We start from the raw sequence: 14,670 nt of genomic DNA, 5'->3' as shown, positions 1-14,670 counted from the left end.
CCCCAGAGCAAAGGATGCTCAAGTTAAAACCAATCGACCTTGCCTCCCATGAGGCTATCCGTGCGGCAGCAGGCGCCGGAGCGTGAAATGAATCGTGCCGGCCCGGGAGCCGGCACGATTTAAGTCCATTGCCGGTCAGGCCTTGGGCAGCGGCATTTCCTTGACCGTCGAGGAATCGGCTGGCGCGTCGCTGCCGAACCACTTCTTGTGGATCGCGGCCAGCGTTCCGTCCTTCTTCATCGCGGTCAGCGCGTCGTTCAGCTTGCCGAGCAGCGGATGGTCCTTGCTCATCATCAGGCCGTACTGTTCGCCGGTCTTGATGCGCTGCTTGACCTTGAGGTCCTTCATCTTGGTGAAGGAGTATTCCATGCCCGGAATATCGCTGACGGCGGCGTCCACGCGGCCCGCGCTGAGGTCGAGCAGCAGGTTCTGCTGCGTGTCATAGCCCTTCACGTCGCTGTAGCCGTCAGCCTCCTGATGCGCCTTGACCCAGGTCTCGCCGGTCGAGCCTGAAAGCACGCCGACGATCTTGCCCTTGAGGTCGGCCTCGGTGTTAACAGCGCTATCGGTCTTCGTCGCAATGCCCATGTCGGAGTCATAATAGGGCTGGGTGAAGGACAGCGTTTTCAGTCGCTCCGGCGTGATGGTGATCGAGGAGATCGCGACATCGATGCGGTTGGAACTGACAGCCGCGAACAGCGCCTGGAAGCCGAGGTCGGCAATGTCGGTGGTCATGCCGGCACGCTTGGCCGCTTCGTTGACGATGTCGACTTCAAAGCCCTCGAACGTGCCGCTCTCGTTCTTGTATTCGAAGGGCGGATTGGTCGGGTAGGCGCCGACATTGAGCACATCGGCGGCAAAGGCGGTGGCCGGGCCGGCAGCGATGCCGATCGTGGCGGCGAGAAGAAGCAGGTTGCGACGAGTGAAGCTCATTTTGTGTTCCCTCTGGTTGTGATCGGGCGGGTTAGCTCCCGCACGGTTTGTTGCCGTCCCACCTCCCAGCGGGGCGTCAATTCATGGCGGCGACCATGCGCTCGAGCGCGGTCGCTATCTGGTCGCGTTCACGGCACACGCACATCCGCAGGAAGGCCGCTGCCGAATTTCCAAAGAGGTGGCCGGGAGCCAGCCCGACGCGCGCCGTCTCCAGTATCCTGGCGCAGGCCTGCCGGGCGTCGCTTTCGCCGTCCATGGCAAAGAAGGCATACATGCCTCCGCGCGGTTTCGTCGGCAGGATGATGCCGGGAATCTGGGCCAGCCTGTCATAGGCAAGGTCGAGGCCGGTTTTGATCCGCTGTCTGATCTCCTCGACCAGCGGCTCGCCTTGGCGAATGGCGGCGACAGCGCCGGCCTGGATCGGTGCGGCGGTGCCGCTGTTGATATACTGCGTCATGGCGCCAAGCTGGTCGGCTACCCCCGACGGATGCGTCAGCCAGCCGATGCGCCAGCCGGTCATCGCCCACGCTTTCGAAAAACTGTTGACCGACAGCACCCGGTCGCCATCCTCGGCGATCTGCAGGATGGAAGGCGCAACATTGCCGTCGAAATAGAGCCGGCCATAGACCTCGTCGGAGATGATCCAGATGCCGGTGCGCCGGCTGAAGTCGAGCAGCGCCTGCATCTCCTCGCGCGACGCGGTCCAGCCGGTCGGGTTGGACGGCGTCGACAGGAAGATCGCGCGTGTGCGCGCATCGCAAGTGGCGAACAGCCGGTCGAGATCGAGATGCCAGTCGCCCTTGAAGTCGAGCGAAAACGGCCTTGGCTCGCCGCCGATCAGATGGATGGCGTTGTGGATGTTGGGCCATTGCGGCGCGACATAGACGACGTTGCTGCCGGTATCGACCAGCAGTTCCAGGGCCAGGTACAGCGCCTGCATGCCGCCGGGCGTGACCGTGGTGCGCGCAATCGGGATCGTCCGGCCGTGAATGCGCGTTTGGTATTCCGAAAGCGCCTCGTTCAGTAGGGGGTGCCCACGCATGTTAGGGACGTAGAACGTCTGGCCTTCATCGAAGGCGGCCTTCGCCGCGTCGCGGATGAAAGCGGGCGTCACCATGTCGCCTTCGCCGTACCAGAGCGCGATCACGTCGCCCAGTTCTCGGGCGCGCACGGCAAGGTTGGCAATGTTTTCGGTGTGCAGGTCACGGATCTGGGCACGTACGCCGTCGAAAGCATAACGCGCGCTGGACGATGACTGGGGCAGTATGAACGACAAGGACTGAAACCCCTCCCACCCGGAGCACCGCGACGGACTGCCCGGCAAGCCCCACCGGCACGACAGTCGCCATCGAGTTTGGATGCTATCCAATGTGCTGCGCTTTTCAAGGAAAAAGTTTTAAGCTTAAAAAGTTTTTGCCCGATCCGCCCGTCTACCGCAGCTCGGCGCGCGCAGCGGTGCAGTTGGCCGCAGCGCCGGCGCCAAGAAACATCGTATCGCTGGCCAGCACGAAGAAGCTCGCGCCGATAGCGGCCCACTGGCTGATCGTCTGTGGCCTGGCGCAAAATATACCCGATGTCCTGCCATGCGCGACGGTCGCGCGGATGATCCTTGTGATCGCCTCATTGAGCTTGTCCACGCCTTTCGGCCCGATCGCATCGATCGACACGGAGAGATCGCCGGGGCCGACGAAGACCACATCGATGCCGTCTATGGCCGCGATCGCCTCGATGTTGGCCAGCCCCTCCGATGTCTCGACCTGGACCGCGACGACCACCCTGTCATTGGCCGCGGCCAGATATTCGGGAATGCGATAGCCATAGCCGGCCGCGCGGCCAGGCCCGACGCCGCGCTCGCCCAGCGGCGGATAGCGCGAGGCTTTCACCGCCGCCTCGGCCTGAGCAGCGGTCGAGACGCGCGGCACGAGCACGCCTTGTGCGCCGCTGTCGAGCGCCGCCTGGATAGCTTCCGGCGCATGACCGGGAACACGCACCATGGCCGGCACGCGATGCACGTCGGCCGCGCGCACCATGGTTTCGATCGTGTCGCGCGCGATCTGGGCATGTTCCCAGTCGATGCAGACGAAGTCGAGGCCGGTGAGCGCCATCACTTCGACGGCGACGGGATGGGGAATAGCGGCGAAGGAGCCGACGAGATTGGTCTTGCCGATGCACTTCTGACGGAACGCGCTCATATCCATCCCCTTTTCCCCTCCAAATTCATATCCGCAATCGGCGGCGAGGCGAAGCTATTTCAGGCTTGAAATATTTTTGCGCGGGCCTAGCGTGTCGGTCTCCCGCCACGAGTTCCCATGATGATCAAAACGCATCCCCTGCACGGCTCGAACAAACTGAAGCTCGGCGTCTTTTCGACCAATGCCGATGGCGGTCTGGCCATCACCGATGTGCCGGAACGCTGGACGGCAAGCTGGCAGGACAATCTGACGGCGGCGCAGATCGCCGACCGCGCCGGGCTGGAATTTATGCTTCCGATCGCGCGCTGGCGTGGCTTTGGCGGCCGCAACAAGGTGCGCGAATGGTCGTTCGAGACCTTCACCTGGGCAGCAGCTCTGGCGGTGGCCACCGAGCAGATCGGCCTGTTCATGACCGTGCATGTGCCGCTGGTGCATCCGCTCTATGCCGCCAAGGCGCTGGCAACTGTCGACCATATCAGCCAGGGCCGCGCCGGCTTGAACATCGTCTGCGGCTGGAACCCGAAGGAATTCGGCATGTTCGGCACGCCTTTGGTCGAGAAGGGCTACGACCAGGCCGCCGAATGGATCGAAATCCTGGAAAAGCTCTACGCCTCGGACCAGCCTCTGGACTATGAAGGCACATACTATCGCCTCAAGGAGGCGGTGAGCCGGCCGGCGAGCCTGCAGGTTCCACGCCCGGTGACCATGAACGCTGCTTTCGGTGGCCCGGGCCGGGATTTCGCCGCCGCCCGATGCGATTATCTGTTCACGACCTTTTCGGAAATGAGCGATGCCGGCAAGCATGTCGCCGACATCGGCGAGCGGGCCGACAAGGTTGGCCGCAACGTCGGCGTCTACACGGTGGCGCATGTCGTCTGCCGTCCAACCATGGAAGAGGCGCAGGCCTACTACACGCGCTATGCCGTCGATCTGGTCGACCACGATGCGGTCGATGCTCATATGGCAGGCAAGAAGGAGTTCTCGCAGTCGCATGACCCGCATGCCTATGACCGCTACCGGCAGCGTTTTGCCGGCGGCGCCGGCACCTACCCGCTGGTTGGAACGCCGGAGACGATTGCCGCCGAGATGGCTGCCATTGCCGGGCATGGCTACCAGGGCATCGCGCTGTCGTTCGTCAACTACACCCAGGAATTGCCCTATTTCTGCGACCATGTGTTGCCGCTGCTGAAGCGGGCGGGGCTGCGCTGCTGATCAGTCAGGGAATAACGAATTCGTTAATCCGGAATAACGGCGGTGGCCTGAATCTCGATTTTCGCGCGATCTTCCACCAGCGCCGCCACCTGCATGGCGGCCATCGCCGGAAAATGCCGGCCGATCACCTCGCGATAGGCTTCGCCGATGCCCTTGAGGTTGCCGAGATATTCGGCTTTGTCGGTGAAATACCAAGTCATCGCGGTGATGTGGCGTGGCTCCGCGCCGGCTTCCGCCAGCACGGCGACGATGTTTTGCAGCGTCTGCCGCACCTGGCCGGCGAAATCGTCGGTCTCGAACTGGCACTGCCCGTTCCAGCCGACCTGTCCGCCCACGAAGACGAGCCTGCCGCGCGCAGCAATGCCGTTGGCGTAGCCGACCGGTTTCGCCCAGCCCTCCGGCTGCAGGATCTCGTGCATTTTCAAGCCTCCCCGGTATTCTTAAAGATCAATCTCAAATCAAATACATCGCCGTCAGGCCGCGCCCATCACCTGCCGTGCGATCACCACCTTCTGCACATCGGATGCGCCCTCGTAGATGCGTAGCGCGCGGATTTCGCGATAGAGGCTCTCGACGATGTGGCCTTTGCGGACACCATCGCCGCCATGCAGCTGCACAGCCTTGTCGATCACCTCTTGCGCCTTGTCGGTGGCGAACAGCTTGGCCATCGCCGCCTCGCGGGTGACCCGCGCGGCGCCCATGTCCTTGGTCCAGGCAGCGCGGTAGACCAGCAGCGCCGCCGCATCGACGTCCAGCGCCATGTCGGCGATATGGCCTTGCACCATCTGCAGCTCTGCCATCGGAGCGCCGAAAAGTTTGCGCTCGGCCACCCTGCTGATGCTTTCGTCCAGCGCCCGGCGGGCAAAGCCGAGTGCCGCCGCGCCGACCGTGGAGCGGAACACGTCAAGCACCGACATGGCGATGCGGAAGCCGTCTCCCGGTTTGCCGATCAGCGCCGAGGCCGGCACCCGGACCTGATCGAAGGAAAGCCGCGCCAGCGGATGCGGCGCGATCACTTCAAGGCGCTCGGCAATGCCAAGCCCCTTGGTATCAGCGGGTACGAGAAAGGCGGAAAGTCCCTTGGCACCCGGTGCCTCGGCGGTGCGGGCAAAGACGACGTAGAGATCGGCAATGCCGCCATTGGAAATCCAGGTCTTCTCGCCGCTGAGGATATAGAAGTCGCCATCGCGGCTCGCCATCATTTCGGTGTTGGCGACATCCGACCCGGAGCGTGGCTCCGAAAGCGCGAAGGCGGAAATCGTCTTGCCGGCCCTGGTCTTTGACAGCCATTGCTGCTGGTCGGGCGTGCCGAACAGGCTGAGCGCGCCGGTGCCGAGCCCCTGCATGGCGAAGGCAAAGTCGGCCAACCCGTCATGGCGCGCCAGCGTCTCGCGGGTGATGCACAAGGTGCGGACATCGAGCGGTCCCGGATTGTCCGTATCGAGCGCCGTCGGCTTCAGCCAGCCGTCGCGGCCAAGTTTCGCCACCAGCTCGCGGCAGGCGGCATCGACGTCATGGTGATCGACGGGCAGGTTCCTGGCGCACCATGCTTCCAGCCTTTCGGCCAGCTCGCGGTGGCGATCTTCAAAGAACGGCCAGCTGAGGAAGCTCCTGTCTGCCATCAATTCCCCTCGAACACCGGTTTTTCCTTGGCCACGAAGGCCTTGTAGGCGCGCTCGAAGTCACGCGTCTGCATGCAGATCGCCTGCGCCTGCGCTTCCGCTTCGATTGCCTGGTCGAGGCCCATCGACCATTCCTGGTTGAGCTGCGTCTTGGTGATGCCGTGCGCGAAGGTCGGGCCGGAGACGATGCGCGCCGCCATCTCGAGCGCGTCGGACTCGAGCACTGCGGCATCGACCAGCCTGTTGTAGAAGCCCCAGCGCTCGCCTTCCGCCGCCGTCATCGTGCGGCCGGTGTAGAGCAATTCGGCGGCACGGCCCTGGCCGATGATGCGCGGCAGGATCGCGCACGCGCCCATATCGCAGCCGGCAAGCCCGACGCGGGTGAACAGGAAAGCGGTCTTGGCCTCCGGCGTGGCGATGCGGATGTCGGCGCTCATGGCGATGATGGCGCCGGCGCCGACCGCGACCCCGTCGACCGCCGCGATGATCGGCTTGCCGCAATTGAGCATCGCCTTGACGAAATCGCCGGTCATGCGGGTGAAGGCGAGCAATTCCTTCATGTCCATCTTGACCAAGGGGCCGATAATGTCGTGGACATCGCCGCCCGAGGAGAAATTGCCGCCATTGGGCAGGAACACCACGGCGTCGACGTCGTCGGCATAGACGAGATCGCGGAACGTGTCGCGCAGTTCCGCATAGCTGGCGAAGGTCAGCGGATTCTTGCGCTCCGGCCGGTCGAGCCGCACCCTGGCGATCCTGCCTTCGACTTCCCAAAGGAAGTGCTTCGGCTTGAGGCCGGCCATCGAACTCATTCGCGTCCCTCCCAGTTGCTGCGGAACGAGGTCAGCATGCCGGTCAGCCGGCGCGCATCCTCCTCGCTCACCTTGGCCAGCAATTCTCCGATCCAACCCTCATGCGCCGCGGCCATTGCGGCAAAAGATTTGGAACCCTCGTCGGTCAGTCGCACCATGGATGTGCGGCGATCGCCATTGCGGCGCGCGCGCGCGACCACCCCTTCCGAAACCAGCCGGTCGACAATGCCGGTGACATTGCCGTTGGATACCAGCAGGAAGCGCGACAGATCGCTCATCAGCATGCCTTCCGGCGCGCGGTAGAGGGCGGCCATGACGTCGAAACGCGGCAGTGTCGTATCGAATTCCTTCTTCAGGCGCTCGCGCAGCTCGGCCTCGATCGTGCGCGAGGCGCGCAGCAGCCTGATCCAGAGACGCAGCCGGTCCTTGCCGGGTCCCGACGGCGCGGGCAATGGGCCGGCTACCATGTTTCGCCTCCTGAGATCGAAATCGCTTGTCCGGTAATCGACGCAGCCGCATCGCCGCACAGCCAGAGCACCGCCGCGGCAACTTCCTGCGGCTGGATGAAACGGCCTTGCGGGTTGGTCGAGGCAAGGCTCGCCCGCGCCTGCTCGACTGAGCGGCCGGTCTTTTCGACGACGCGCTGAATGGACTCCTCCAGCATGTCGGTCTCTACGAAGCCTGGGCAAACGGCGTTGACGGTCACGCCGGATTTCGCCGTCTCGGCCGCCAGTGCCCGCATCAGCCCGACCACCCCATGCTTGGCCGCCACGTAGGGCGCGACATAGGCGTAGCCTTTCAGCCCTGCGGTCGAGGCGACGAAGACGATCCGGCCCGCCTTGCGCGCGGCCATGCCGGCCAGCGCCGGCTTCACCGTCAGGAAGGCGCCGGTCAGATTGACGTCGAGCGTCCGCTGCCAGTCGGCAAGCGAGGTCCTGTGCGCCGGCGTGCTGCCGGCCATGCCGGCATTGGCGACGACGATTTCGAACGGGCCGCGCACGGCTTCCGCTTGCGCGTAGAGCGAAGTCATCGCCGCCTCGTCGGTGACATCGGCTGACATGGCGTGGATGCGGTCGTTCTCGCCGGCCAACTTGGCAAGCTCGGCGTCGCGCCTCCCGCATATGGTCACCTCTATGCCGGCCTCGGCCAGCACGAGCGCGATGGCCCGGCCGACGCCGGAGCCGCCGCCAGTGACCAGCGCATGCTTGCCTGAAATCGCCAAGGCCGTCGTCATACTTTCAGCCCCGCCGCCGCATCGCGCTCGGCCAGCCGGTAGATCTGGTCGCGTCCGGGCAGATAGGGATCCGGCCATTTGACACCACGATCACCGAGCGTCACGGCCGCATGCAGCGTCCAGTAGGGATCGGCGAGATGCGGCCGTGCCAAGGCCACCAGGTCGGCGCGGCCGGCCATCAGGATCGAATTGACATGATCCGGCTCGTAGATGTTGCCGACCGCCATCGTCGCCATACCGACCTCGTTGCGGATGCGGTCCGAGAACGGCGTCTGGAACATTCGGCCATAGACAGGCTTGGCGGCAATGGAGGTCTGGCCTGCCGAGACGTCGCATATGTCGACGCCGGCTTCGTGCAGCATCCGCGCGATCTCCACCGCATCGGCCGGCGTCACACCCTCGATGCCGACCCAATCATTGGCCGAAATGCGCACCGAAATCGGCTTTCGCGCCGGCCAGGCGGCGCGCACCGCATGGAAGATTTCCAGGGGATAGCGCATGCGATTTTCCAGCGAACCGCCATACTCATCCGTGCGCTGGTTGGTGACCGGCGTGATGAAGGACGACAGCAAATAGCCATGCGCGGCATGGATCTCGAGCATGTCGAAACCGCAGCGATCTCCCATTTCGGTGGACGCGACGAACTGGTCACGCACCTCGTCCATGTCGGCGCGGTCCATGGCTTTCGGCACCTGATTCTCAGGCGACCATGCAATCGCCGAGGCCGCCATGACCGGCCAATTGCCCGAGGCGAGCGGCACGTCGGTGCCTTCCCACCCGACACGGGTCGAGCCCTTGGCCCCGGAATGGCCAATCTGGGCGCAGATTTTCGCCTCGGTCTCGGTGTGGACGAAATCGACCAGCCGCTTCCACGCCACCTCATGTTCGGACGCATAGAAGCCCGGACAACCGGGCGTGATGCGTCCTTCCGGGCTGACGCAGGTCATCTCGATATAGACAAGCCCGGCGCCGCCCTTGGCACGCTCGGCATAGTGGGCGAAATGCCAGTCGGTCGGGCAGCCATCGACTGCCTTGTACTGCGCCATCGGCGAAACGACGATGCGGTTGTTGAGCTGCATGTCGCGCAGTTTGAACGGCGCGAACATCGGTGCCCGGCGCTGCCTGTTGCCGCCTGCCCCTGCCTGGCGCTGGAACCATTCCTCGGCGCTTTCAAGCCATTTGGCATCGCGCAGCCGCAAATTCTCGTGGCTGATGCGTTGCGAGCGGGTCAGCAGCGAATAATTGAACTGCACCGGATCGAGGCCGAGATAGCGCTCGACCTCCTCGAACCACTCCAGCGAATTGCGCGCCGCCGACTGCAGCTTCAGCACCTCGGTGCGGCGCGCATCCTCATACTTGCGGAAGGCGGCGTCGAGGTCCGGTTCGGTTTTGACATATTCGGCCAGCGCCACCGCGCTTTCCAATGCGAGCTTGGTCCCGGAGCCGATCGAGAAATGTGCCGAGGCCGCCGCGTCGCCCATCAGAGCCAGGTTCTTGTAGGACCAGCGTTCGCACAGCACGCGCGGGAAATTGATCCAGGCCGAACCTCTGATGTGATTGGCATTGGTCATCAGCGCGTGGCCGCCGAGATGTTTCTCAAAGATGCGCTCGCAGACGGCGATGGATTCCTGCTGCGACATGGCGCCGAAGCCGAAGGCAGCCCAGGTCTGTTCGCTGCACTCGACAATGAAGGTCGCTGTCTCGCTGTCGAATTGATAGGCGTGCGCCCACACCCAGCCATGCTCGGTCTTCTCGAAGATGAAGGTGAAGGCGTCGTCGAATTTCTGGTTGGTGCCGAGCCAGACGAATTTGCATTTGCGGGTGTCGATGTCGGGCTTGAAGACTTCGACGAAGGTGTTGCGCGCCCTTGAGTTCAGCCCATCGGCGGCGACGACCAGATCATGCGTCTCCATATAGGGCTGAGGGTCGGCGATATCGCTCTCGAACATCAGCCTCACGCCAAGTTCGCGCGCGCGTCGCTGCAGCAGGACCAGAAGCCGCTTGCGGCCGATGCCACAGAAACCGTGGCCCGACGAGACCGTGCGCACGCCGTCATGGATGACGGCGATGTCGTCCCAATAGGCGAAATGCTTCTTGATCCAGACAGCGCTGACCGGGTCGTTTTTGGCAAGGTTGTCGAGTGTTTCGGCCGACAGCACGACGCCCCAGCCGAACGTATCGTCGGCGCGATTGCGCTCGAACACCGTGATCTCGTGGGCGGCGTCCCGCAGCTTCATTGAAATGGCAAAGTAGAGGCCGGCTGGTCCGCCACCGAGAACCGCAACCTTCATCCGTGCGATCTCCTCTTCGCTTGCTGCATATCAAGTATCGCGCCGGAGATAAAATATTTCAAGCTTAAAGTTTCATGTTGGAACGATTGCTGGACACGGGTGGCGCGCCTGCGGGCTGGCCCCGCAAGCGCGCTCTGGAAATCACTTGTCCGGGTTCTTCGGGCTCCACAGCACAGTCTCGGCACCCTTCTCATAGGCCATCCCATCGGGATAGCTGATCGCCTCCAGTTGCAATCCCCATGGCGCCTGGAAATAGAGAATGGTCTGGCCGGCCGCCGGACCTTCCTTGACCGGCAGCGGACCCATCCGCGTCTTCACCCCCTTGCCGTCGAGATAGGCTTTCGCCGCGGCGACATCATCGACATACATGGCAATGTGGAAGCCGCCGATGTCGCTGTTCTTCGGAGTCAAATCCTTCTGGTCAGGCGCGGTGTACTTGAACAGCTCGATGTTCGATCCATAACCGCAACGCACCATGGTGACCTGCTCGATGACAGCCTTCGGATCGACGCCCAGAAGATCCTGCATGAAGGTGCCCTTGTCATCGGCGAACGGACCGAACGACATCGCCTTCTTGCAGCCGACGACTTCGGTGAAGAAGTCGACTGCCTGCTTCATGTCGGGCACCGTGATGCCGGTGTGGTCGTGGCCGCGCATGCCGGGGATCGCATCGGCCGAAGCCGTTCCCATCGAGCAGAACAGGATCGCGGCAAGCATCGTGCCGCGGGCTGCGTAATTCATATTACCCTCCGTTCGCGGGCTGATTTTGCCCTCATGCACGTCCGAAGCCCGCTGTTCGGCGTGGTGGGTGAACAGTCCTATGCCGGCGCTTGCGTTGCTGGCCGCAACCAGTCCGCGTCGATCTCAGGCAGTGGGATGGCGGCAAGCAGGTCGCGCGCGTAGGTCTCCCTGGGATTGTCGAACAGCGCATCGGTGGCGCTCGCCTCGACGATCCTGCCCTCGCGCATGACGATCACCTGTTGGCAGAGCCGCCGGATGACCGACAGGTCGTGGCTGATGAAGGCGACCGTCAGCCCCATCTCCGCGGCCAGTCTCTCCAAAAGGGTGAGGATCTGCGCCTGCGTCGATACGTCGAGGCCGGAGACGATCTCGTCGGCCAGCACGAATTTCGGCGAAAGCGCCAACGCGCGCGCAATTCCGACGCGCTGGCGCTGCCCGCCCGACAGTTCATGACGATAGCGACTAGCGAAGCTTTGCGGCAGGCCGACGCGATGCAATGCCTCGGCGACGCGTTCCCTAAGCCTGTCGCCAAGCCCATTCTGCTTGAGCGGCGCGGCAATGATGCCGGCGATGGTGCGACGCGGGTTGAGCGACGACATCGGGTCCTGGAAGATCATCTGCAGGTCGCGGCGCAGAGGTCGCAGCTCCGCATCCGGCAGATGGGCGATATCGCGGCCCTCGAAATGGATGCTGCCGACGCTCGGCTCCAGAAGTCTGACAAGCGTGCGGCCGAGCGTCGATTTTCCGGACCCGGATTCACCGACGATGCCGGTCACCGAACCTCTCGGCAGATCGAAGTCCAGGCCTTTCAAAATCTCGGCCAGCGGCGCGCGGCCGATCAGCGGCTTGCGGGTCATGTCGGGCAGCGCCACCTTCAGCCCGCGCACGGAAAACAGCGGCTCAACCATGCGGCCGCCTCCACGCCTGGTCTGCCGCGCCGATCTCGGCGGCAAGCCCGGCCAGCACGGTCTCGTCCACCGGCTTCAGCGAGGCCAATGGATGGGTGTAGCGTGGCGTGGCGGCTATCAATGCCCGCGTATAGGGATGCTCAGGCGCGGCGAAGAGAGCGGCTGTATCAGCCTCTTCCACCACCTTGCCGGCGTAGAGCACAGACACTTGCTGGCTGATCTTTGCAACGACGCCGAGATCGTGGGTGACGAACAGGATCGCGGTGCCATGCTCGCGTTGCAACTCGGCGATCAGGCGCAGGATCTGCTTTTGCACGGTCACGTCGAGCGCGGTTGTTGGCTCGTCGGCAACGATCAGCCGTGGCTCGGCGGCGAAGGCGGCGGCGATCAGCACACGCTGGCGCATGCCGCCGGACAGCTCGTGCGGATAGCATTTCAGCACCCGGTCGGGATCGCGGATCTGCACCTCATCCAACAATTGCCGGATACGCTTGTCCGCCTTGTCACCGTTCCAGCCGAGAATGCGCACCAGCCGGTCAGTCATCTGCGGACCGATGCGGCGCGACGGGTTGAGCGCAGTCAACGGATCTTGCGGGATCAGCGCCGTGCGAGCGCCGATCAGCGTGCGCCTTGCCTTGGGCTGCAGCCTGCCGAGGTCTTCGCCTTCGAGCTGCATGGCGCCTTCGACGATGCGCACGCTTGACGGCAGCACACCGAGCACCGCCTTGCCGATCATCGTCTTGCCGGCGCCGCTCTCGCCAACAAGAGCACGCACCTCACCCGGCTGCACGGAGAGCGACACCGACCGCAGCACGCGCTGGCCGTTCGGCAGCACGGCGCTCAGATTGGCAATATCCAGGCAAGCGCTCATCGCAGCACCGGATCGAAGCGTGTCTTCAGCGCCTCACCGAACTGGCTGAACGACAGCACGGTGAGGATCAGCGTGACAAGCGGAAACACCAGCACCCACCAGGCCTGATGGATCGACAGCCGGCCCTCGGCGATGATGCCGCCCCAGGTCGGATCGTCAGTCGAGATCGACAGATTGACGAAGGACAGGATGGCCTCGACGATGACGGCGATGCCCATCTCCAGCGACAGCAGTGCCACGATCGACGGCGCCACATTGGGCAGCACCTCGCGCAGCATGATGCCGATGCGGCCATAGCCGGCGATGCGGGCGTTCTCGACATAGTCCATGCGCGACTGGCCCATCGCTTCGGCGCGGATCACCCGGCAAAAGCGCGTCCAGTCGATTATGACGATGGCGAGGATGACGGAACTGAGGCCGGTGCCGAGCACCGCGACCAGCAGGATGGCGAACAGCACCGGCGGGAATGCCATCCAGACGTCGACGATGCGTGAAATGATGCGGTCGGCCCAGCCGCCGAAATAGCCGGCGACCAGTCCGAGCGTCGAGCCGACAAGGCAGGCGGCGATCGCCGCCGCGAAAGCGACGATGAAGGCGATACGGCTACCGAAGATCAGCCGGGAGAGGAGATCGCGGCCGAGGCTGTCGGTGCCCAGCCAATAGCCGGGCTCGGCGCCATCGAGCCAGAAGGGCGGCAGCCGCTCCAGCATCAGGTCTTGCGCCAGCGGGTCCTGCGGTGCGACCAGCGGCGCGAAGATCGCGGCCAGAAGCGCCAGCAGCAGCCAGCCGCCGGCCAGCCACAGCCTCGGGCCCAATCCGCGCCGGACGACGCGCGCCTCATCCATGGCGCAGCCTCGGATTGAGCAGCGCATACATCATGTCGACGCCTAGATTGATCAGCACGAACAGCAGCGCGAACACCAAAACAATGCCCTGGATCAGCGGCAGGTCGCGGTTGATGACGGCATCGATCGCCATGTTGCCGAGCCCTTCGTAGGAAAACAGCCGCTCGACGATGACCGTGCCGCCGACAAGGAAGGTGAACTGGACGCCGACGAGAGTCAGTGTCGGCAAGGCAGCGTTCTTCAGCGCCTCGCGCAGGATAACCTGCGTTTCCGAAAACCCCTTCACCCGCGCCAGCACGACATAGTCGAGGTCCAGCACTTCCTTCAGCGACTGTTTCAGCAACTGCGCGATGATTGCGGCCAGCGGCAATGCCAAGGCTACTGCCGGCATCAGCATGTGTTTCAGCAGATCCCAGGTCAGGTCGAAGCGCAGCCGAAGCAAGCTCTCGAAGAAATAGAACTGGGTGACGAAGGGCAGGTCGAGCTGCGGCGACACGCGGCCGGAAATGTCGAAGATCGGCACCAGCACGCCAAACAAAAGGATCAGCACGAGGCCCCACAGGAAATCGGGAATGGAAAGGGCGGCGCCGCTGGCGATATCGATGCCGGCTTCGACCGCCGTGCCACGTTCGCGGGCGCCGAGGATCGCCGTCGTGCCGCCGAGCCCAACCGCCATGATCAGCGCGACGATGGCGAGTTCCAGCGTTGCCGGCAAGCGGTTGAAGACGAGGCTGAGCACATCTTGCCGGAGCGAAATCGAGGTACCGAAATCGCCCCTGACAACACCGGACAGCCAGATGAAGAATTGCTGCACGATGGTCTTGTCGAGCCCGTAGAGTGCACGCAGCCGGTCGATGTCGGCATCGGTCGCACCGGGCGGCAGCATCATGGCGATCGGATCACCAGGCGCGACGCGGATCACGACGAAGACGACGACGGCCACGCCGAACAGCGTGATCAGCATCGTCAGCAGACGGATCAGGAATCGTTGCAGGAGCATGTAAATCTT

15 protein-coding genes are annotated in these 14,670 nt (G+C 63.8%); 1 reads left to right on the top strand and 14 read right to left on the bottom strand.

Going from position 1 to position 14,670, the window contains the following annotated elements; translation table 11 throughout:
• Positions 1 to 135: 135 nt before the first annotated feature.
• The 3 genes from NKI31_RS25125 to NKI31_RS25115 form a co-directional block, all read right to left on the bottom strand.
• Positions 136 to 933, bottom strand: a complete 798-nt coding sequence (locus NKI31_RS25125; RefSeq protein WP_023682726.1) for an ABC transporter substrate-binding protein — start codon at positions 931 to 933, stop codon at positions 136 to 138.
• A gap of 76 nt (positions 934 to 1,009) precedes the next feature.
• Positions 1,010 to 2,209, bottom strand: a complete 1,200-nt coding sequence (locus tag NKI31_RS25120; RefSeq protein ID WP_023667810.1) for a pyridoxal phosphate-dependent aminotransferase — start codon at positions 2,207 to 2,209, stop codon at positions 1,010 to 1,012.
• Positions 2,210 to 2,363: 154 nt separating this feature from the next.
• A complete protein-coding gene (locus NKI31_RS25115) occupies positions 2,364 to 3,125 on the bottom strand; it encodes an HpcH/HpaI aldolase family protein (protein ID WP_023729163.1) in 762 nt (253 codons plus the stop codon).
• Positions 3,126 to 3,245: 120 nt separating this feature from the next.
• Between NKI31_RS25115 and NKI31_RS25110 the strand changes: the two genes are divergently transcribed.
• Positions 3,246 to 4,337: an LLM class flavin-dependent oxidoreductase gene (locus tag NKI31_RS25110; protein ID WP_352652849.1), complete on the top strand. Its 1,092-nt coding sequence runs from the start codon at positions 3,246 to 3,248 to the stop codon at positions 4,335 to 4,337.
• Positions 4,338 to 4,360: 23 nt separating this feature from the next.
• Here the strand turns inward: NKI31_RS25110 and NKI31_RS25105 are convergent, their stop codons facing one another.
• The 11 genes from NKI31_RS25105 to NKI31_RS25055 form a co-directional block, all read right to left on the bottom strand.
• Positions 4,361 to 4,756: a RidA family protein gene (locus NKI31_RS25105; RefSeq protein ID WP_352652832.1), complete on the bottom strand. Its 396-nt coding sequence runs from the start codon at positions 4,754 to 4,756 to the stop codon at positions 4,361 to 4,363.
• Positions 4,757 to 4,810: 54 nt separating this feature from the next.
• Positions 4,811 to 5,959, bottom strand: coding sequence for an acyl-CoA dehydrogenase family protein (locus NKI31_RS25100; RefSeq protein ID WP_352652831.1), 1,149 nt, complete (start codon positions 5,957 to 5,959; stop codon positions 4,811 to 4,813).
• Positions 5,959 to 6,771 (bottom strand): enoyl-CoA hydratase family protein, encoded by an 813-nt coding sequence (locus NKI31_RS25095; protein WP_352652829.1) that lies wholly within the window; start codon positions 6,769 to 6,771, stop codon positions 5,959 to 5,961. The genes NKI31_RS25100 and NKI31_RS25095 overlap by 1 nt, the downstream gene beginning before the upstream one ends.
• Positions 6,768 to 7,238, bottom strand: coding sequence for a MarR family winged helix-turn-helix transcriptional regulator (locus NKI31_RS25090; RefSeq protein WP_023667803.1), 471 nt, complete (start codon positions 7,236 to 7,238; stop codon positions 6,768 to 6,770). Before NKI31_RS25090 ends, NKI31_RS25095 begins: the two co-directional genes overlap by 4 nt.
• The gene (locus tag NKI31_RS25085; RefSeq protein WP_352652827.1) at positions 7,232 to 8,005 is read right to left on the bottom strand and encodes an SDR family NAD(P)-dependent oxidoreductase; all 774 of its coding nucleotides are present in this window, start codon (positions 8,003 to 8,005) and stop codon (positions 7,232 to 7,234) included. The genes NKI31_RS25090 and NKI31_RS25085 overlap by 7 nt, the downstream gene beginning before the upstream one ends.
• Positions 8,002 to 10,296, bottom strand: coding sequence for a bifunctional salicylyl-CoA 5-hydroxylase/oxidoreductase (locus NKI31_RS25080; RefSeq protein ID WP_352652826.1), 2,295 nt, complete (start codon positions 10,294 to 10,296; stop codon positions 8,002 to 8,004). The genes NKI31_RS25085 and NKI31_RS25080 overlap by 4 nt, the downstream gene beginning before the upstream one ends.
• A 141-nt stretch (positions 10,297 to 10,437) precedes the next feature.
• Positions 10,438 to 11,037, bottom strand: a complete 600-nt coding sequence (locus tag NKI31_RS25075; protein WP_023699864.1) for a VOC family protein — start codon at positions 11,035 to 11,037, stop codon at positions 10,438 to 10,440.
• A 77-nt stretch (positions 11,038 to 11,114) separates the two neighbouring features.
• Positions 11,115 to 11,945: an ATP-binding cassette domain-containing protein gene (locus NKI31_RS25070; RefSeq protein WP_352652825.1), complete on the bottom strand. Its 831-nt coding sequence runs from the start codon at positions 11,943 to 11,945 to the stop codon at positions 11,115 to 11,117.
• Positions 11,938 to 12,816, bottom strand: a complete 879-nt coding sequence (locus NKI31_RS25065) for an ABC transporter ATP-binding protein (protein ID WP_023695186.1) — start codon at positions 12,814 to 12,816, stop codon at positions 11,938 to 11,940. The genes NKI31_RS25070 and NKI31_RS25065 overlap by 8 nt, the downstream gene beginning before the upstream one ends.
• The gene (locus tag NKI31_RS25060) at positions 12,813 to 13,661 is read right to left on the bottom strand and encodes an ABC transporter permease (protein WP_352652824.1); all 849 of its coding nucleotides are present in this window, start codon (positions 13,659 to 13,661) and stop codon (positions 12,813 to 12,815) included. Before NKI31_RS25060 ends, NKI31_RS25065 begins: the two co-directional genes overlap by 4 nt.
• Complete coding sequence (locus tag NKI31_RS25055; RefSeq protein WP_352652823.1) at positions 13,654 to 14,661, bottom strand: ABC transporter permease; 1,008 nt, start codon at positions 14,659 to 14,661, stop codon at positions 13,654 to 13,656. The genes NKI31_RS25060 and NKI31_RS25055 overlap by 8 nt, the downstream gene beginning before the upstream one ends.
• Positions 14,662 to 14,670 lie beyond the last annotated feature (9 nt).

Origin of the sequence: Mesorhizobium sp. M0659, assembly GCF_040320605.1 — a bacterium.
GTDB lineage: Bacteria > Pseudomonadota > Alphaproteobacteria > Rhizobiales > Rhizobiaceae > Mesorhizobium.
This window is presented reverse-complemented; position numbering and strand designations above follow the sequence as displayed.